Origin of the sequence: Embleya sp. NPDC008237 (genome assembly GCF_042956465.1) — a bacterium.
In the GTDB taxonomy this organism is placed as follows: domain Bacteria; phylum Actinomycetota; class Actinomycetes; order Streptomycetales; family Streptomycetaceae; genus Embleya.
Genome location: NZ_JBIBGL010000035.1, coordinates 19,557 through 37,780 on the forward strand (window position 1 = coordinate 19,557; position 18,224 = coordinate 37,780).

Here is an 18,224-nt window from a genome sequence, read left to right on the forward strand (position 1 = left end):
CCGGCAGGGCCGGCCGCCGCCCGTTTCGGGATCGCCGCGATCACAGGTAGTGGAAGGTCGGGTGCGGGTGCATCAGGAAGTCGTGGTGGGAGATGTTCCACGCGTAGGCACCCGCCAGCGCGAAGACCACCCGGTCGCCGACGCGGAGCCGGGCAACCGGTCGTCGGCGGGCGAACACGTCCTTGGGGGTGCACAGTTGACCGGTCAGGGTGACCTCGGTGTCGTGGATCTCCGGTCGCGGCCACGGGTAGGGCCACGGGCTCGTGATGGGCACGACCACGCACGGCTGGTCGTGGCCCTTGGCCGCCGGGGTGCGCAGGTGGTGGGTCCCGCCGCGCAGCACGGCGAACGTTCGGCCGTGGCTGTGCTTGAGGTCGAGCACCTCGGTGGCGTACCAGCCGCAGTACGCGGTCAGAGCCCGGCCGGGCTCGATTCGCACGGTGAGGTCCGGCCGGCCGGCCAGGAGACGGCCCAGACCGGCGCCGAAGCGGGGCCAGTCGAAGTGGGCGGCCGGATCCGCGTAGTCGACCGCCATCCCGCCGCCGATGTTCACCTCGGGCAGTGCGATCCGGTGTCGCAGCGCAGTCTCCCGCGTCCACAGGAGGATGCGTTCGGCGACCGCGAGCTGGGTGTCCGCGTCCAGGCCGCTGGCCAGGTGCGCGTGGATGCCGCGGATCCGTGCCCGACCTGCCTCCGGCCCGGCGAGCAGCCGCAGACAGGCCTCGACCTCGGGCGGATCCATGCCGAACGGGCCGGAATCGCCGCCCATCGTCAACGCCGCGCCGTGCAGCACCTCCGGCCCGAGCGGCAGGTTGACCCGCAGCAGCACGTCGACGTCGCGCTCGGGCCGGAACCGCTCGGCCAGTGCGATCAGTTGGTGCAGCTCGTGGCGGCTCTCCACATGGAAGCGCCCGACCCCCGCACGCAGCGCGGCGATCAGTTCGTCCACCGTCTTGCCCGGGCCGCCGAAGGCGAGCGGCACGGTGGGCAGATGGGCCAGCACGTGGGCGAGTTCGCCGCCGGAGGAGACCTCGTAGCCGCTCACGTCGGCGGCCACCGCGGCCAGGATCTCCGGCGCGGGATTGGCCTTGGCCGCGTAGTACAGCTCGACCCGGGCCGGCAACGCGGCGCGCACCGCCGCCACGTGCGCTCGCAGCGAGCCGAGGTCGTGGATGTAGGCGGGGAGTTCGGCGGCATCAAGGTTCGCCACCCGGGTCCGTACGGCAGGGGTGATCATCGGGCGCTCCGGGCGGGTGTGCGGCGGACCCCGTCGGGGCGGACCCCGCCGGGAATCGAGGCGGCCAGGGGTGAGGGGATGCGCAGATACCGCGCCTCGCGGTCGGCTCGCCGCTCCCAGCGGGCGAGCAGGTTGCCCTTGGCAGGCAGCGGACCGCCTGCGAGCAGCGCCCGCAGTGGTGCCGGTTCGCCGTGCTCGGCCGAGCAGTTCGCCAGCACCGTGCGCACCCGTGCCCACAGCCGGGCCTCCAGCTGCGGATGCAGATCGGTCAGCGCGGCGAGCATCTCGGCGATGTTGTTCACCAGCAGGCAGTAGGCCACCCGATCCCAGCCGCGCCGGGCGGTGTACGTCATGGGTTCGGCGACCGAGGGCGGCAGCGCGGCCAGGGTGGCGGCGTGCGGTCCGGGCAGCAGTTTGGTGCCCTCCATGTCGCGGATCAGCACCTGCCGGGGTCGGCCGGCTTCGTCGACCGCGAGCAGCACATTCTGCAGGTGCGGTTCCAGCACCACGCCGTGCGCGAAGTAGGCGGCCAGCACCGGCGGCACCAACAGCCGCAGGTAGTCGTCCCACCAGCGCAGCGCCGCGTGCGGTCCGGAGCCGGGCGGCAACCGGGAGACGTGGGCGGACCCGGTGGGATACTCGGCGGCCACGGCGCCGGCCAACAGCGCCGTCAGCCCCGGCCGCAACCGGGCGTCCAGGCCGTCCCGGACGATCACCCCGAACCCTTCGAGCAGGTCGGGCGCCACCGCCGCCGACACACTGCGGTACGCGGGCTCGCCGAGCATCGCGAAGTCCGGGTATCGGGCCGCCGATCGGGCCAGGATCGGGGCCAGCGCGCGGGTCAGCGCGACCGCCCCGGACAACTCGTAGGCGGCGTTCCTGCGCACACAGTTGGTGATCCGCACATTCAGCCCGAACTTGAGGAACACCCCCGCGCCGGCGAGCGTGCGCACCGACGCCGTCGGGGTGAACGGGTCGCCGCCCGGACCCAGGTCGAGCACGTCGCCGCCGGCCAACGCAGCGCGCAGGGAAGGGTGTTCGGCGAGGAGTTCGAACTGCCACGGGTGTGCGGGCAGCAGCGTGTATCCGGCCGGGACCGAGCCGAGTCGGTCCAGCACGGCGGTGTCGGCGGCGGATATCCGCTCCTGCGCGATCAGCTCGGTGCGGACCGCCAGATGCCGCAGGCGGAACGCGGCCCGGGCCTCGGGCGCGTAGGCCGCCCACGTCGCCGGGTCGGCGCCGCGAGCCTTGGGGGTGGGATGGAAGCGGTGCCCGAACAGCAGGGCCTGTTCCGATTCCAGGTAGCGCGAGGCGGGCCGGGCGGCCTCGCGGGCCAGGCCCGCCGCCACGCCGGCATGGCTGGAGGCCAGTTGGCCGAGGAACTCGTCGTTGCCGACGCCGGTGCGCAGACCCAGTTCGGTGTGGATGCGCTCGGCCAGCTCCGACCAGGTCAGCACGCACCAGGCGGACCCGCGCAGTTCGGCCGCCGGCCCGATGAACCGGTGGTCGCCCAGCAGCGAGGTGCGCCGCAGCCGGACCCGCAGCCACGTCCCCGAACGGGCCAGGTGCAGCCGAAGATGGCCGGCGTCGCCGGGCTCCACGAAGCTGCCTGCCTCCGGGCCGCACACCTCGCGGTGCAGGCAGTTGAGCAGGGTGTGCGCGACGGCGTCGTCGGCCGAGGGCAGCGCGGGCGGCGCGGGCGGGGCAGGGGCGGAGGTCGTGCGGGGTTGGGCCGACGGGAACGGCATGGGCGACTCCAGCGGTTCGAGGGCGGTGTCGGGACGTGCGGGGGATGCGCCGGTTCGAGGTGGGTGGGGCGGCGTTTGCTATCTCCGACTCGCCGCCCGGCGCAGATAGTTCGGCCCACTCGTGTAGTGCTTGTTGATGTCCGCCGCGCCCGAGCGCTGCTTGCTGAGCAGGGTGCCGGCGGTGATCATCGCCTTGACCGGCAAGCGCTCTTCGACCAACACCCGGCGGCGCAACGTCGGCTCCGCCAGCGCATCGAGCCGGTCGTACACCAGCCGCAGCAGCCGGTCGCGTTCCGGCGCGGGCAGCGCGAAGGCGATGGCGCCGGCGCACAGATGCACGGTGATCGTGACGAACACGTCGGCGAGCGGGCCCTCGTGCGTGGTGTACGTGCGTGCGTCGTCGAACCCGTCGTGCGGTAGCGGACAGCCGGCCGGAAACACCCGCGGGCCGTCGTTGTCCTTGAACAACAGGCGGACCGGGCGGCCCTCGGCCAACACCAGGGAGACGTTCTGCGGGTGTGACTCGAGCGCGATGCCGTACCGGTACAAGGTGGTCTGCCAGTCCAGCAGCAGGGTGAGATACGCGTCGAGCAGTGCGAACCGGTCGCCGCCGTGGAAGCGATCCGCGACCCGGTCCAGCACCAGGACTCCGTCCGGTCCCCTCGCGAGCAGCGCGGCGAGCGGCAGCACGAGGGCGTCGCCCAGGTGGGGCGGGTGGCGGCGCACCAGCACGGCCAGCAACTCGTGCCCCGCGTGCAGGTGGCTCTGTTCGTCGGCGAGCAACACCCGGTCCCGGAAGCGTGGTTCCCGGTGCAGCACCTCGGCCAGGAGCCGCTGCCCGGCGGCGCCGTCGACGAGCGAACCGGGCTTGATCGTGCGCCGGTTGCGCAGGCCGAGGGTGGCGATGGGCAGCGGGAGCTTGAGATGCACGGTGGGATCGTGCGTCACCGCGACGGTACGCATCGACAACGTCGGACGCACGTCCGGGTACTCCAGGGCGGTCCGCACCGCCGGTGCCGGGAGCCGGTCGAACGTCAACGGGTGTACGGGCAGGGCGAGATGGTCGGCGTCCAGGTCGGGGCGGCCGAGCTCGGCGGCGGTCGGCCACCAGGCGGGCAGCGTCCCGGTACGCGTCGTCTCGTCGAGCGGCAGCAGCGCCCAGCGCAGCCGGAAGCTCGGGTGGTGCTCGGGCGCGTATCGGCGCAGCGCCGCCGCGGCCAGACCGGAGCGGGCGCGGGCGGTCGGGTAGAGCGGATGATCGACGTGCGCGGCCAGCGTGTCCAGGGCCGGGCCGGCGTCGGGGCCGGTCCACGTGCTCGGGTCGGGGCCGTGGCGCTCGGCGAGCCGCGTGTGTACGGCCGAGCCGGTACGCGCGAGCAGCCTGCCCGCCCGGGCCGCCTGCCGGCACTCCTCGGCGAAGTCGTCGAAGCCGGACCGGTCCCGCGGGTCGGCCGCCTCGCGCAGCAGCGCGAGCAGATGATCGGTGTCGGTCACTCGGGTGCCGGTGCGCTCGCCCACCAGCAACGGCGCCCGGGCCGCGTACTCGCATTGGAAACCGTCGGCGCGCACCGGCAGCAGCCACGCGTCCGGGCCGGCGCGCAGGCTCAGCCGCAGCCACATGCCGTCCGGGCGGGACAGCGGCACGGCCGTGCTCCGCAGGCTCAGAACGTCCTCGCGCAGCACGGTGTCCAGGACCCGGCACAGCAGTTCGCCCTCGAACGGGTGTGCCGCCACGGGAGCGGGGCTGTCGCGGGCCCGGGGCACGGACGCGTCGCCGGCATGCCGGGTCACGGTGTGATGCTCCACTGCCGGTCGGTCAGGAATCCCTCGGCCGCGCGGTGCACGGCGTCCCGATCGTCGCCGAAGGTGCGCAGCACCCCGAGGTAGTCCCGGTTGGACCGGTGCAGTTCGTGCCGTTCGCCGATCGCGCGCAGCGGGTGGTAGTCGATCCGTACGCCACCGCCCGGGAGCGTGTCCTCGCGCCCCGGGGCCGCGGTGAGCACGCCGGCGCGGTCGGCGCACGGGTAGTCCACCCGGGCGTGCCGGCCCGTGCGGGCGCCCAGGTCCGCGGGCAGGTCGATGCCCAGGTGCACGCGCAGGATGTGCTCGAAGAGCGGGAGGCCGAGTACGTCCCGGAGCAGCAGGTCGCATCGGTCGCCGATGGCACGGTAGTTCACCTCGATGATCCGGGCCCGCCCGTCCTGGACCACGAATTCCGTGTGGCACGCGCCGAAGCCCACCCCCAGCGCGTCGAGCCGGCTCAGCACCCCGGCGGTGATCGCGGGCGGCGGTTCGGGCACCAGGTCCATGCGCGTCTCGATGAAGTACGGCGGCGGCGACAACCGGGTGTGGAAGCCGCCCAGGACCCGGACGCCGTGCCGGTCGCCGAGGGTCTCCAGGGTGTACAACTCGCCCGGCAGGAACTCCTCCACCAGCAAGGCCGCCGCCGGTCGGCGGGACCTGATCCCGGCGCAACACGCCAGCAGTTCCGCGTCGTTCGCGACCAGCACCACGTCCTCGCCCGCCACGCCCTCGCGCGGTTTGAGCACGCACGGATACGGCGGCGCGAGCGCGAGCAGGTCCGTCGCCGGTTGTTCGGGCGCCAGTTCGGCGGCCCACACCGTCTCCATGCCGGTGTCGGCGAGCCGGCGGCGCATCTGCGCCTTGTTCTTCGCCCGCAGGGCGGCGGTCCAGTCCTTGGCGGGGAGGCCGAAGTAGGTCGCCGCGAGGGCTGCTTGGACCTGGAGGTGGTCGCTGTTGGTGAACACCGCGTCCGGGCGGTGCGCGGCGCCGATCAGGTCGATCACGGAGCGGAAGTCGCGCACGTCGCAGTCCAGCACCTCGACCCGGGGGAGTGGGGCGCACAGTTCGCGGTGGGCTCCCGCGTGGGCGGGGTCGGCGAGCAGGGTGACGTCGAGCCCGAGGCGGCCGGCGGCGGGGAGGAACCCCTCGGTCACCGAGTCGGTGGGGTTGAGCGCGAGCAGGTACAGCCGCATGCGTGATCGGTCCCTCTCGGACACGTCGACCCGGGCACGGCGAACCGGACCATCGACCCGGAGCGTCGATCCGGATCCACGGCCCGGACCCGCAACAACTTAGGGTAGGCATACTTGCCGGCCAAATCCGGTCGGCCCCAGGGCTGTTCGGTCCCTCCCGACACGTCGCCGACGGCCATGGCGGGCGGGTCGTCCGACCGGCACCACGGGTGGGTCGACGAGGTGTACGCCAGGCGTGTCGCCCGATGCGCACCGCAGGCATGCGGTTAGGCTAACCTAACCCCGACATCGTCTCGGGTCGTCCGTGGTCGACCGTGTCCGAGAGGGCGAGTTCCAATCTCCACCGAACGTGAACGCCGCGCGCAGCTCTACCGGCCCTTCCAGCTCACCGTGGTCCGCAATACGCCGATCACCCGCAACGCCACCCGGATCACCCTCACCGGCCCGCGGTTGGCGGACTTCGTCCCGGGCGGTCCCGACCAACGGGTCAAGCTCTTCGTCCCGCGCGAGGGCCGACCCGCGTGCCGGATCACCCGGGACGACCTGACCTGGCGCGAGGCGTGGATTCGGATCCCCGAGGCCGACCGGCCGTACCAGCGCACCTACACCGTGCGGGCGCACCGGTCGGACCCGGTCGAGATCGACATCGACTTCGCGCTGCACAAGCCGGGCGGACCCGCCTGCCGCTGGGCTCGCTCGGCCCGCCCCGGCGACGCCATCGAACTGCTCGGGCCGACCGCCGAGCGCAACGGCGGCTACAGTTTCGAGCCGCCCGCCGGCCGTCGGCTGCTGCTCGCCGGCGACCACGCGGCGCTGCCCGCGATCGGGTCCATCGTCGAGTCGCTGCCCTCCGACGCACGCGGGCACGTCTTCGTCGAGGTGGCCTCGGAGGCGGACCGCCAACACCTGGCGGCGCCGCCCGGGGTGCGCGTCGACTGGATCCATCGCGACGACGCGCCCCACGCGGAGAACCGGCTCCTGGACGCGGTTCGGGAGGCCCACCTGCCGGTCGACCACGGCTACGCCTGGCTGGCCGGCGAGGCCGGTCGGGTGCGGGCGCTGCGCCGCCACCTCAAGGACGAGCGCGGCATGGACCACCGCTCGATCGCCTTCATGGGCTACTGGCGGGTCGGCCACACCGAGGAGACCGCACACACCGAACCGGCTCGCCCGGTCGCATCCGCGCGCCCGCTGCCGATCGCCCGCTGATCGGGACGTCGCCCGCCGACCGGCACCACGCCGGACCGCCGGCCGTCGATCGCCGAGGTGCGCGTCCTGCCCATCGCCGGCCGCTCACCGACCCCGCGTGGGCCCGGTGCGCTCGGCGCGCATCCGGCGGGCGATGACCATCAGGTCGATCCAGGCGATCACCGCGGTCACCGCGCAGACGATCGCCGCGACGATCCACAGGGTGCGTACCGCCTGGGTGACATCCGCGGTGGCCGCCAGCGCGCACAGTGCGCAGCCGATCACGAAGAACGGCAGTGCGATCCGGGACATGGCCCGACGGGCGGGGAGGTCACTGCGGGGGTGGGCCGCCTCGCTACCGGGAGGGCGCTTGGTCGGAGCGCGATGTCGCGCACTCATACCTTTCGCATACCCGACTGCGACGCCGGTACGCGGATCCCGCTTCGAGCGGCTTCGCGCGGACCGGTGCGCGGATTCGCCGGGCGTCGGCGCGGGTCGGGGTACGCGGTGCGGGGTGTCCGGGCGGGCCGGCGCACAGCCGGCGCACGGGGTCGGTGCACGGCTCGCCGGGCGTTTCCTGCGGGCCCTGAAAGGGTTGCGACCGGGTTTGCGCGGGCCGGTGCCCGGGAGGAGGGTGGAAGGGTACGCGACCGGGTCCCCACGAGCGCTCCGGGTGAGCGCCGAGCACGGTCCGTACCGGGATCAGGTGAGATCGATGCGCATGTTCCTCCAGGCACGGATGGACACCGAGATCGGCAACAAGGCGGTCGCGGACGGGTCGTTGGCCAAGATCATCCAGGGCGTCGTCGAGCGTCTGCACCCGGAGGCGGCCTACTTCACCGCCTTCGAAGGCGACCGTACGTGCATGCTCGTGTTCGACATGCAGGACTCGTCGCAACTGCCGAGCATCGCCGAGCCGTTCTTCGAACTGGGCGCCAAGCTGACCGTCAAGCCCGTGATGAACCTGGACGACCTGCAGAAGGGCCTGAGCGCCCTCGGCTGACCTGCCGGGTAGGGTCGACCGGACGGTCCGACCGGGTGATCCGCACTCCGGCGATCGCCGGATGCGGAGGTCACACGTGTTTCGGGTCGCGGTCATCGACGACTACCAAGGGCCCGGCGCCGCACTCGACTGCTGGCGGAAGCTGCCGGACGACACCGAGATCGCGTTCTTCCCCGACCACGTGAGCGACACCGACGCACTGGTCGAGCGACTGGAGCCGTTCGACGCGGTGATCGCGATGCGCGAACGCACCCCCTTCCCCGCGGAACTGCTCGCCCGACTGCCCGGGCTCCGGCTGCTGATCACCACCGGAACGCACAACGCAGCGATCGACGTCGAGGCGGCGCGTTCCCGAGGTGTCACCGTGTGCGGCACGCGTCTGCTGCCGCATCCGGCCGCGGAACTGACCTGGGCGCTGATTCTCGAACTGGCCCGGCGGACCGGCGCGGAGGAGGCGAGCCTGCGGGCCGGCGGCTGGCAGGCCGGGGTCGGCCTGGACCTCGCCGGATCCACCCTGGGCCTGATCGGTCTCGGCAAGCTGGGCGCGCGGGTGGCCACGATCGGCGCCGCGTTCGGGATGCGGGTGCTGGCCTGGAGCCAAAACCTCACCGCCGGCCAGGCCGCGGCGGTCGGCGGCGTGACGGCGGTGGACAAGGAAGAGCTGTTCCGCGAGGCCGACTTCGTCTCCGTGCACGTGCGCTACAGCGAGCGGACCAGGTCCCTGGTCGGCGCGCGCGAGCTGGCCCTGATGCGCCCCACCGCGTACCTGATCAACACTTCGCGCGCCCCGATCGTGGACCGGGTCGCACTGCTCGCCGCATTGCGCGAGGGCCGGATCGCCGGCGCCGCGCTGGACGTGCACCCGGTGGAGCCGATCCCCGCCGACGACCCGATCCTGACCGCCCCGAACACCATCCTCACGCCGCACATCGGCTACGCGACCCAGGGCAACTACACCCTCGCCTACACCGACGCGGTCGAGGACATCATCGCGTTCCTCGCCGGCGAGCCGATCCGCGAACTGTAGCCCGCCGAGGGCGGCGTCGGCCGGGCCCGGTCCTCGGTCGCCCCGCAGGCGGGGCGGCCGAGGACCGACGTCGCGTCAGCGTGTGTCGCGCTTGGCTCCGATAGTGGAGATCAGCCGCCAGCCGTTGGTGACCAGACCCGGTTGGGCGGCGACCTCCTGGAAGCGGTCCAGGAGGTCCTCGTCCATGCCCAGCTCGATCAGTTGCCCGCGGAGCTGGCGGGCGTTGCACGCGTAGAGGCGGTGTGCGAGGCCGGGACCGGCGCAGTCCGCGTCGGTGCGGGTGACCCGCACGTCGGTCAGGCCCGCCTCGACGAAGGCGTCCTTGGTCGCCGCCGCCCACTCCAGGTCCGCGCCGCGGCTGCGCAGGACGGCGAGCACGCCCGCCACGACCTCGGTGAACACCTTCTCGTCCGCGGGGTCGGCGCAGGCCAGCACGCGCGGCGGCTCGGGGCAGTACCAGTCCTCGATCACCAGGACGCCGCCGGGCTCCAGCACGTCGACCAGGCGCGGCAGGATGTCCCGGCGCTCGGGTATGTGCAGCAGGACCAGTCGCCCGTGGATGCCCCGGTAGGGGCGGCGCGGCAGTTCGTCGGTGCGCAGGTCCAGCGGGAAGGTGCGGATCGGCGCGCCGTCGGCGGGCGCCGGGATCGCGCGCGCGTCGAGATCGGTGGCGTGCACGACGCCGGTCGGGCCGATCCGGCGGGACAACTCGCGGGCGATGCTGCCCAGGCCGTGGCCGATCTCCAGCCATTCCTGGCCGGTGGGGTCGTCGAGCGAGTCCAGCACCATGCGGGTGCTGGGGTCGAGCAGGTCCTGCAGGGTCTCCAACTGGAAGGTGATGTCGTCGGCTTCGGCGAACGCGTACAAGAGCAACTCCTCGGGTCTGGACGATATGTTCGGGGCGGACGAATCAGCCGCCGAGGACGGCGAGTTGCTCGACGGCCACGTTGGCCCGCTTGGGCCCGTCGTTGCGCACCTCGAAGCGGTACCACTGCTGTACCGGCGAGTGGGTGGCCGGGTTCAGCTGCATGACTCCGCGTGGACTGTCGATCTGGCCGACGTTGCCCAGCGCGGCGTTCACCGCCTCGGGTGTGAGCGTCTTCTTCTCGGCGCGGACCGCGGCGATGGCGGTGTCCAGCGAGCGGGCGATGTCCCACGCGGCGACCGCGTAGATGGTCGGGCTGCGGTCCGGGTGGCGCTGCTGCCAGGCGGCCACGAAGGCCCGGTTCGCCGGGTTGTCCAGATCCGCACCGTAGGTGGCGAACGTGGTGATGCCCGCCGCGGCGTCGGCCTGTGCGTCGAGTTGGCGGCCCTCGGTGAGCGGCCCGCTGCCGTACAGCGGGAGCTTGGCGGCCTCGGAGTTCTTGTACTGCTTGACGAAGTCGACCGCCGCGGTACCCGCGTAGAACGCGTAGACGGCCTTGGCGCCGCTCTGCGCGATCTTGTTCAGGTAGGGCAGGAAGTTCTGGGTGCCCGGGAACGGGGTGAAGGTGGTCTTCCCCTCCGGGTTGGCCAGCGTGCCGCCGGCCTTGGTGAACGACTCGGTGAAGCCCCTGAGTTGGTCCCAGCCGCCCTGGTAGTCCGGGCCGATCGCATAGACCGGGCCGTTGACGTGTTCCTTGACCCAGGGGCCGGCGGCGGCCCCGGCCTCGTAGGACTGGGTGTTGAACGACCAGACGTGCGCGGTGAGTTTGGGATCGGGGAACTCGGGCCGACCGGCCACGCCCATCAGCGCCGTGTTGTTGGCGGCCGCCATCGGCAGCACACCGGCCACGCTGCCGCCGCTGACGATGCCGGTGATGGCCAACACGTTCTGCTGCTTGACCAGTTCGGTCGCAGCGGGGACCGCGGTCGGCGGACCCGCGCCCTCGTCGCGCACCACGATGTCCGCCTTGAGCCCGCCGAGCTTGCCGCCGTGTGTGTCGCGGTACAGCTCCAGGCCGGCGCGGGTGTCCTCACCCACCGCGGCGTACGGGCCGGTCGAGGGGGTGAGCAGGCCGATCTTGGCGACGGCGTCGGATCCCTTGCCCTTGTCGTCGCCGGCCGCACTGCCCGAGCACGCCGACAACACCAGGAGTAAGCCGGTGGCGATGGCCAGGGGGGTGCGGGTGCTGCGGATCCGTCTACGGGTGCTGCTGCGCATGTCCGTCTCTCTCTCGGCAGGTTCGGCGATTCGGGTACGAACTCCGGATGGGACTGCCGGCTGGGTCGCGCGACGACGCGGAGCGCGCTCTCGGGAACGGGATCTCGGGAACGTGGTCTCGGGGCGCGCGGAAGCCGGGCGGGGCGGATGCGCCGGGGCGGCCGGTGGGCCGGGCGCGCGAATACTCCGGACGACCGGGTCGGGTTGCCGGGTCGTCCGGGAGGACAGCCGGGTGTACGGGGTCAGAAGACCCGGCTGGGAGCCGGCATGCGGGCGGGCTGCGGCTGGAGACCGCGACCGCGCGCCAGCGGGGTCAGGGAGGGGCCCACGCGCTCCATCAGCGCGTGCATCGCCCGGATCAGGTTGCCGACGTCGGCATTCCACGTGGTCGCCACGATCAGCGCCGAGGGGTGTACCTGTCCGTCCGGGCCCGGGCTGGTGTTGCCCATGGTGAGCAGCAGGCCGTGCTCGGCCTGCGACATCAGCACGCTGACCGGACCCAGGCCCATCAGGTCGGCGCTGTAGTCCTGCATCAGCAGAGCTCCGGGCGCACTGGAGGCGATCTTCTCGGCGTTCGCGATCCACGCCGCCTGCGCGGCCTCGTCGGTGCGGATCCGACCGGGCAGCGCGGCCTGGGCGACCAGCAGCGAGTCGCCGCTGGCGGCGACCGCGTGCAGGACGTCGGGGGCGTGGTCGTGCACGAACTGGCGCATGAAGTCGTCGAGCACGCTCTGGTCGACGGCGGGCTCGGTCATGGGGATTCCTTGGGGGTCCGGGTGAAGGGCAGGTCGCGGGCGCCGCGCCCGAACGAGGCGGCGGCGGCGCTGGCCTGCGCGATGTCACGGGTGGGTGGGGCGGTACGACGGAAGTGGGCCGCCTGCGCGGTGCGGCGTTCGCGGCGGGGGAGGCCCTGCGCGGTCAACTCGGGCGCGTAGTCGGCGGGCAGCGGGCCGCCGATGATCGGGCCGGTGACGCTCGGATCGCCGCCGCCGGCGTAAGGGGCGCTGCCGTTGGCGGCGTTGCCGTTCCCGCCCGGGCCGGTTGCGCCGACGCCGTTCGTGCCCGCGCCGTTTGCGCCGACGCCGGTTGCGCCGATGCCGTTCGCGGTGGCGCCGTTCAGGCCGGATCCCAGGGCGATCGGGCGGGCGGGACCGGCCTGTGCCGCGAGCGGCCGGGCGACGTGCTCCACCCGGCGTCGGTGCCGGCCCACCGACGCGATGATCGTGTGCGGCAGCACGATCTCGGCCACCGTGCCGCCGTCCTCGCCCGGTTGCAGTTCCACCTCGATGGCCAGCGGACGAGCCTGGAGGGCGACCACGGTCAGGCCGGTCTGGCGCAGCGAGGGCAGCGCGTCCACGTCGGCGCGGAGCCGCCGGTTGAGCAACTCCGGTTCGCGATGGCCCACTCCCTGGTCGCGCACCCGCACCAGGACGCCCGCCTCGGTGCGTTCGGCGGTGATCTCCACCTCGTGCCGACCGGAGAAGCGAGCCGCGTTGTCGACGATCTCGCCGATGATCTGGGTCACCGCGCCGACCGTGTCGCCCGCGAGCGTGACCGACGTGGGAATGCCCTTGAACGCGATGTCGGGCAGTCGCTCGTAGTTGGTCACCCGCTGGGCGCCGGCGCGGACCACCTCGTACAGCGGGGTGTCCGGCCACAACCGGTTCGGCGGTTGCCCGCTGAGTACCGCGATCGAGTCGGCGAGCCGCTTGGTGCCCTCGTTGCCGTGGTCCACCTCGAACACGGTGCCCAGCTGATCCACCGTCAGGTTGGAGGCCTGGAGCCGGTCCAGGGCGCTGCTGACCCGGCTGGTCTGCACCCGGATCCGCCGGGCGACGTCGCCGAGCGCGTCGTTGTACTCGCGCTGGGCCAGCACCAGCGATGCGCTGTGTTCGACCGTGCTGTAGGCGAGTTGGGTCAGCGCCCGCGCCAGGTCGGCGATCTCGTCCGCACCACGCTCGCGGTCCGGCTCCGTGCCGAGCATCTTGACCGCGTACGCCCGGCCGCTCTCGTGCGGGGCCAGCGCGTCGCGGCGGCGCAGGTCGGCCTCGACCGCGGGCAGCGTCTTCTGGGTCATCACGGTGACCCGCTCGGCCAGGGTCTGCAACCGGCGGTGCAGCAGTCGGCCGAGCCAGGCCGCAGCCGCCGCGGCGGCGAGCACCGCGCCGATGAGCACCGCACCCTGGACGCCGGCCAGCCACCACCGGTCGTCGGTCAGGTCGGCCACCTCGCGGGCGACGTCAGCGTCCGCCCGCTGCTCCACCGACCACAGCCGGTCGGCGCGTTCGGCCAGGGCGGCCCGCCAGACGTCGGCTTCGAGCGTGGCGCGGCCGAGTGCGTCCTCGGTCTGGGCGACCCGGATCATCTCGGGACCGGCCAGCGCCCGGGCGAGCCGGTCCCGCCAACTCGTGGGCGCGGTCACCGCGAAGGCCTCCAGGGCCTGATCGTGTGCGGCGCGGGCGGTGGAGGCCGCCTTGAGTACCGGGCCACCCAGCGGGCCGGCGCCCAACGAGCGCAGTACGGTGACCTGTTCCTGGCCCAGCGCGGCACGGGCCTGGGCCAGTGCGGTGATCGCGCGCAGTCGGCCGGCGGTGCCGGTGGACACGCCCGGGTCCAGCGCGACCCGGGCGCGCAGGTCCACGGTGGTGCCGATCCAGGCCCAGTAGCGCACCGCCGCCGCGGAGGTGGCCACGCCCCGCTGGTCGACCTGGGTGCGCAGGCCCGGGAGGCCGCGCAGCGCGGTGTCCACGGCGGCCAGCGCGTCGCGTTCGCCGGTGGAGACGGGTTCCAGGTCGCGGCGGCGGTCCTGGTAGCGGCGTACGGCGGCCTCGCTCGCGTCGATCGCGGTGCGGTAGTCGGCGCTGGTGATCGGCCCGGGACCACGGGAGAGCAGGGTCACCGCGGCGGCACTCTCCGCCTGGAGCCGGCGACCCACCTCGCCTGCGTCGGCCGAGACGCCGACCAGATCGTGTGCGTGGTCGGCGGCCTGGGCCTGCTCGACCAAGGTCAGGATCGCGGATCCGGCGAAGAACACCATGCCTGCGGAGGGCACCACGACCATGAGGGTGATCAGGCCGCGCACCCGGGGGCGGATCCGGGCGGCGAGCCGGATGCGAAACGGCGGACGCGGCACGGAGGTTGCGGCTGTGGGGCCTGGGCTCGGGGCGTCCATGGCGGGGTGGGTCGGGCCTGGGTGCGCGGAGCCGGGGTTCGTGCGGCCCGGGTTGGTGGGGCCGGGGTTGGTGGGGCCGGGGTTGGTGGGGCCCGCGCCGTCGGGGCCGGGGGCGGTGCTCGTGTGGCGGGTGCCCGTCGGACCGGGGCCGAGGTTCGGGTCGGGGCCGGCGCCGGGGCCGATGTCCGCGGGGCCGGTGCTTCGGGAGCGGAAGGGACGTATCTTCATCCGCGTTCGCTCCCGGGACCGGGTCGGCGGGTTCGGGCGCAGGCGAACAGGCGCTGTCCGGAGGCGGGTTGCGCGCGGGTGCCCACCGGGGGGTGCGGGCGGGTGCTCGCAGCGGTTCGCGCGGGCCGGCCGGCGCGCGCGGGGAGGTGTCGCCCGCGGCGACCGGATCGGGCCGCGTCGGCGACGTGAGGGTGACGGCGAAGTAATCGCAACACGGGCTGGGATCCCTGAACGATGGTCGGTGGGAGGGGAGATGCGACGGCGGTGGACCCGAGGGGCGGTCCACTACGTGGGGCGGACGCGGTCGATCGGGCGCGTGGTCGGAGGTCGGTCTCCGTGCCGGCCTCGGCCCGGGTCGATGCCGGCCGCGCCCGGGTCGGGCGGTCCGAAGGCGATCGGTGCGGCCGGTAGCGGCACTTCCGCTTCCGTTTGGGAGACGGTCCGATCGCCTTGCGCCGGTTGCCGATGCGAACCGGTTCGGGGTCTCGACCGGCGGCCGTCCGTCCGGGCGTCATGGCCGACCGGGGGCGGAGCGAATCGGCTAGCCCGTGTGCGGGAACCGGCTCATTCGGGGTGAACTTCCGCCCGAGCCAACGGCGTTCGCGTCCCGAAACGGCGTCCTCGGACAGCGCGCCGACCGTTCCGGGATCGTTCGGCCGCGAGCCTTCGACGCAAAAACGCCCATGAACGGATCACTCCTCGCAAGGGGGTGCGGGGTCGACCAGGAAACGCCCGATCGCGGGTAGGGCAACTGTTCGCATCGGTGCGCACACACACTGTCCCTGCGAATCCACCGAACGTCAAACGAAACTTGGCTGTCGTTGCGACCCTGTTGCAACTCTCACTTCGAGTTCCGGCACCACGATCGGCACTTGATCGGCACTTGATCGGCGCACGGTCGGCGCCCGATCGGCATCGCGGCCGGCACCGCGGCCGCACTCGGTCGCCACCGCGCGCGGCACTCGGTCGGTGCCCGATCGGTACTCGGCCGTCAGTCGGTCGTCGGTCAGTCGGCGCTTGGTCGCCACTCGTCGTCGGTCGGTCGGCGAAGGGTGCTCGGTTCGCCCGATGGTGTCCACTCGGGCCGCTTGCCACTTTGTGCCGGTTGCGGAGCGCGCCATTGTCCGTTCGCGGAAGGGCTGTCGAAACTGGTCTGGACCAATCTCCCGCACTCCGTCCCCCCAGGAGCCGTCCGATGTCACCCGTTCCGCACGCCGTCATCGAATCCGCCAAGCCCCATGTACTGGGCCTGTTCCGTATCGTCGTCGGGCTGCTCTTCACCTGCCACGGCACCGCCTCGTTGTTCGGCTTCCCGGACAGCGGACGGGGCACCCTCTCCGCCGGCACCTGGCCCGGCTGGTACGCGGCCGTCATTCAACTCGTGGGTGGCGGCCTGGTGTTGCTCGGCCTGGGCACCCGGGCAGCCGCGTTCGTGTCGTCCGGTTCGATGGCCTACGCCTACTTCACCGAGCACCAGAAGCTCGACCTGTGGCCGATCCAGAACGGCGGTGAGGCATCCGTGATGTTCTGCTGGTCGCTGCTGCTGATCGTGGTGTTCGGCTCGGGCAGCTTCGCGCTGGAGCGGCTGTTGGTGCGTGGCGGCGCCGACACCTCGGCCGCACCGACGCCGTCGACCCCGTCGTCCGAGTCCGGGCCGGCCTCGCACAGGGTGCGCAGGGTCGTCGGTTAGCGATGGGACGGCGCCCGAGGACGGCGCACGATCAGCTCGGACTGTCGCGGCGGATGCGGGCCGCCAGCCACAGATCGAAGCGATCGTCGCCGTCCTCCGGGCGCCGGCCGGTCAGGCGCATCGCCTTGTCCACGCGATTGCGCACGGTATGCCGATGCACGTCCAGGCGGCGACTCGTCTCGTCCCAGGAGCCGCCGGTCTCCAACCACGTGGCCAGCGTCGCGGCCAACTCGCCGCCCGGATCGGCCGCGTCGATCGGTCCCAGCACCGCGTCCGCGTAGCCGGCGAGCGTGCGGGCGTCGGCCAGGCCCAGCAACAGTCTGCTCGCGGCACCGTGCCGGGCCTCCACCGGTTGCCCGGCGGCCCGGCTCACCGCGAGCAGGCCGCGTGCCTGGCGGATCGAGGACCCGGCCGCCTCCGGGCCGGTCGCCGGACCGATGCCCGCCGGCCGACCGGGCGCGAACCGGCCCAGCATGGCCCGTACGTCCAGCTCCGCACCCGACACCGCCTCCACCGCACCGCCCGCCACCCGGACCAGACCGCCGGGCAGGGCCAAGGCCAGGTCGGCGGCGAGCTCGGCGAGGTCGGCCTGCGCGGTGTCCGCGCCCGCCGGGTCCACCCGCGCCGGATCGGCGGCCGGGCCCACCACCACCCCCCGCACCTCGTCCGCCGCCAGTCCCGCGGCGGCCAGCACGTCACGCGCCTGCTCGGCGGTGGTGGACGGGGCGAGCAACCGGCCGAGCAGCGCGGCCCGCCGCCGGCGGCCCGGCTCGTCGGCCAGGTGCCGGCGCTCCAACTCCAGGGACAACAGCGACACCAGCCCGGACACCAGCAGCCGGGCGGCCGACTCGACCGGACCGGCCAGTACCAGCAGCCCGCGCAGCCGTCGGGCACCCAGGGGCTGCACCTCCAGCCGCACCCCCTCCGCGTCGCTGCTGCTCCCGCTGCCGTGCAGACCCCGCGCGGCCACCCGGCGGATCAGGTCGGCGCTCGCCGCCAACAGCGCCACCGCGTCCGCCGAGCCGTCGGCTCCCGGCGCCTCGGGCGGCCCGGCCAGACTGTCCGCGACCAACCGGCCCACCGGGTCCGCGACGATCGCATCCACCCCGGTCGCCGCCCGCCAGGCGCGCAGCGTGGCCAGCACCCCGTTGCCGGAGGCGGCGGCGCTGGTCAACCGGCGCTGCGCCTCGAACGCGTGCTCCAGGGCCAACCGCTGCCGGGCGGCCCTGGCCTCGAACACGGCCTTGGTGACCGCGATGAAGGGCACCTCGTCGGGAACGGTGAGCAGGGGCAGGCCGGCCGCCCGGGCGGCCCGGATCAGCGGTCGCGGCGCCCGCTGGTGCGGCAGCTCCCGGCCCAGGCCCAGCACCAGGGCACATGCGCCCGCGCCCGCGACGTCGCGCACGTACGCGGCGCAATCCGCATCGGTCATCGGCAGCAGCAGGCCGATCGTCATCAGCAGCTCGCCACCCTGGAGCCAGTGGCCCGGGGTGAGCAGCTCGGACACGTGTGCGGCCTCGACCCGCCGATCCAGAAGCTCGGCCCCGGAGACGACCGCCAGGTGCAGGTCGGGCAGGGCGACCAGGTCGGCGATCCGCAACACGCCGGAGAAATCGGGCATCGTGGATCGAGCGGGGGACGCGGTGGCGGGGGGAGTGGTCGGCGGGGGTGTGGGCGAAGCGGGTGTGGGCGAAGCGGGTGTGGGCGAAGCGGGTGTGGGCGAAGCGGGTGTTGACGACGTCGGTGGCGTGGGCGACGGGGGCATGGACATAGTGTCCACCCATCCGGATCA

14 protein-coding genes are annotated in these 18,224 nt (G+C 73.4%); 4 read left to right on the top strand and 10 right to left on the bottom strand.

The features are described from left to right. Positions 1-40 precede the first annotated feature (40 nt). The 4 genes from ACFZBU_RS46265 to ACFZBU_RS46280 form a co-directional block, all read right to left on the bottom strand. Positions 41-1,237: a type III PLP-dependent enzyme gene (locus ACFZBU_RS46265; RefSeq protein WP_391589857.1), complete on the bottom strand. Its 1,197-nt coding sequence runs from the start codon at positions 1,235-1,237 to the stop codon at positions 41-43. Next, entirely contained in the window at positions 1,234-2,985 is a 1,752-nt protein-coding gene (locus tag ACFZBU_RS46270) for an IucA/IucC family protein (RefSeq protein WP_391589858.1), read from the bottom strand. Before ACFZBU_RS46270 ends, ACFZBU_RS46265 begins: the two co-directional genes overlap by 4 nt. A gap of 78 nt (positions 2,986-3,063) precedes the next feature. After that, positions 3,064-4,776 carry an IucA/IucC family protein gene (locus tag ACFZBU_RS46275; protein WP_391589859.1) on the bottom strand — a complete coding sequence of 571 codons (1,713 nt, stop codon included), beginning with the start codon at positions 4,774-4,776 and terminating at the stop codon, positions 3,064-3,066. Continuing rightward, the gene (locus ACFZBU_RS46280; RefSeq protein ID WP_391589860.1) at positions 4,773-5,981 is read right to left on the bottom strand and encodes an acetyl-CoA carboxylase biotin carboxylase subunit family protein; all 1,209 of its coding nucleotides are present in this window, start codon (positions 5,979-5,981) and stop codon (positions 4,773-4,775) included. Before ACFZBU_RS46280 ends, ACFZBU_RS46275 begins: the two co-directional genes overlap by 4 nt. 390 nt (positions 5,982-6,371) lie before the next feature. Here ACFZBU_RS46280 and ACFZBU_RS46285 point away from each other — a divergent pair, with 390 nt between their 5' ends. Continuing rightward, positions 6,372-7,190, top strand: a complete 819-nt coding sequence (locus tag ACFZBU_RS46285; RefSeq protein WP_391589861.1) for a siderophore-interacting protein — start codon at positions 6,372-6,374, stop codon at positions 7,188-7,190. An 84-nt stretch (positions 7,191-7,274) separates the two neighbouring features. On the opposite strand, the gene ACFZBU_RS46290 is transcribed toward ACFZBU_RS46285, so the two are convergent. Beyond that, positions 7,275-7,481 carry a hypothetical protein gene (locus tag ACFZBU_RS46290; protein ID WP_391589862.1) on the bottom strand — a complete coding sequence of 69 codons (207 nt, stop codon included), beginning with the start codon at positions 7,479-7,481 and terminating at the stop codon, positions 7,275-7,277. Between the two features lie 403 nt (positions 7,482-7,884). Here ACFZBU_RS46290 and ACFZBU_RS46295 point away from each other — a divergent pair, with 403 nt between their 5' ends. Together ACFZBU_RS46295 and ACFZBU_RS46300 are read left to right on the top strand one after the other, a co-directional pair. After that, positions 7,885-8,172 carry a hypothetical protein gene (locus ACFZBU_RS46295; RefSeq protein WP_391589863.1) on the top strand — a complete coding sequence of 96 codons (288 nt, stop codon included), beginning with the start codon at positions 7,885-7,887 and terminating at the stop codon, positions 8,170-8,172. A gap of 76 nt (positions 8,173-8,248) precedes the next feature. Then, a complete protein-coding gene (locus ACFZBU_RS46300; protein ID WP_391589864.1) occupies positions 8,249-9,199 on the top strand; it encodes a D-2-hydroxyacid dehydrogenase family protein in 951 nt (316 codons plus the stop codon). A 75-nt stretch (positions 9,200-9,274) separates the two neighbouring features. Here ACFZBU_RS46300 and ACFZBU_RS46305 read toward each other — a convergent pair whose 3' ends face one another. The 4 genes from ACFZBU_RS46305 to ACFZBU_RS46320 form a co-directional block, all read right to left on the bottom strand. Then, positions 9,275-10,066, bottom strand: a complete 792-nt coding sequence (locus ACFZBU_RS46305) for a class I SAM-dependent methyltransferase (protein ID WP_391589865.1) — start codon at positions 10,064-10,066, stop codon at positions 9,275-9,277. A 43-nt stretch (positions 10,067-10,109) separates the two neighbouring features. Then, positions 10,110-11,342, bottom strand: a complete 1,233-nt coding sequence (locus ACFZBU_RS46310) for an ABC transporter substrate-binding protein (protein ID WP_391589866.1) — start codon at positions 11,340-11,342, stop codon at positions 10,110-10,112. Positions 11,343-11,584: 242 nt separating this feature from the next. Next, positions 11,585-12,097: a hypothetical protein gene (locus ACFZBU_RS46315; protein WP_391589867.1), complete on the bottom strand. Its 513-nt coding sequence runs from the start codon at positions 12,095-12,097 to the stop codon at positions 11,585-11,587. Then, the gene (locus tag ACFZBU_RS46320) at positions 12,094-14,742 is read right to left on the bottom strand and encodes a nitrate- and nitrite sensing domain-containing protein (protein ID WP_391589868.1); all 2,649 of its coding nucleotides are present in this window, start codon (positions 14,740-14,742) and stop codon (positions 12,094-12,096) included. Before ACFZBU_RS46320 ends, ACFZBU_RS46315 begins: the two co-directional genes overlap by 4 nt. A gap of 1,195 nt (positions 14,743-15,937) precedes the next feature. On the opposite strand from ACFZBU_RS46320, the gene ACFZBU_RS46325 reads away from it, so the two are divergent. Next, entirely contained in the window at positions 15,938-16,432 is a 495-nt protein-coding gene (locus ACFZBU_RS46325; protein WP_391589869.1) for a DoxX family protein, read from the top strand. A gap of 31 nt (positions 16,433-16,463) precedes the next feature. Here the strand turns inward: ACFZBU_RS46325 and ACFZBU_RS46330 are convergent, their stop codons facing one another. After that, positions 16,464-18,053: a PucR family transcriptional regulator gene (locus tag ACFZBU_RS46330; RefSeq protein ID WP_391589870.1), complete on the bottom strand. Its 1,590-nt coding sequence runs from the start codon at positions 18,051-18,053 to the stop codon at positions 16,464-16,466. Positions 18,054-18,224 lie beyond the last annotated feature (171 nt).

Coding starts and splice junctions, on each gene's coding strand:
- ACFZBU_RS46265 (WP_391589857.1), bottom strand. CDS start 1,237: ATGATCACCCCTGCCGTACGGACCCGGGTGGCGAACCTTGATGCCGCC.
- ACFZBU_RS46270 (WP_391589858.1), bottom strand. CDS start 2,985: ATGCCGTTCCCGTCGGCCCAACCCCGCACGACCTCCGCCCCTGCCCCG.
- ACFZBU_RS46290 (WP_391589862.1), bottom strand. CDS start 7,481: ATGTCCCGGATCGCACTGCCGTTCTTCGTGATCGGCTGCGCACTGTGC.
- ACFZBU_RS46310 (WP_391589866.1), bottom strand. CDS start 11,342: ATGCGCAGCAGCACCCGTAGACGGATCCGCAGCACCCGCACCCCCCTG.
- ACFZBU_RS46325 (WP_391589869.1), top strand. CDS start 15,938: ATGTCACCCGTTCCGCACGCCGTCATCGAATCCGCCAAGCCCCATGTA.
- ACFZBU_RS46280 (WP_391589860.1), bottom strand. CDS start 5,981: ATGCGGCTGTACCTGCTCGCGCTCAACCCCACCGACTCGGTGACCGAG.
- ACFZBU_RS46315 (WP_391589867.1), bottom strand. CDS start 12,097: ATGACCGAGCCCGCCGTCGACCAGAGCGTGCTCGACGACTTCATGCGC.
- ACFZBU_RS46320 (WP_391589868.1), bottom strand. CDS start 14,742: ATGAAGATACGTCCCTTCCGCTCCCGAAGCACCGGCCCCGCGGACATC.
- ACFZBU_RS46330 (WP_391589870.1), bottom strand. CDS start 18,053: ATGCCCGATTTCTCCGGCGTGTTGCGGATCGCCGACCTGGTCGCCCTG.
- ACFZBU_RS46295 (WP_391589863.1), top strand. CDS start 7,885: ATGCGCATGTTCCTCCAGGCACGGATGGACACCGAGATCGGCAACAAG.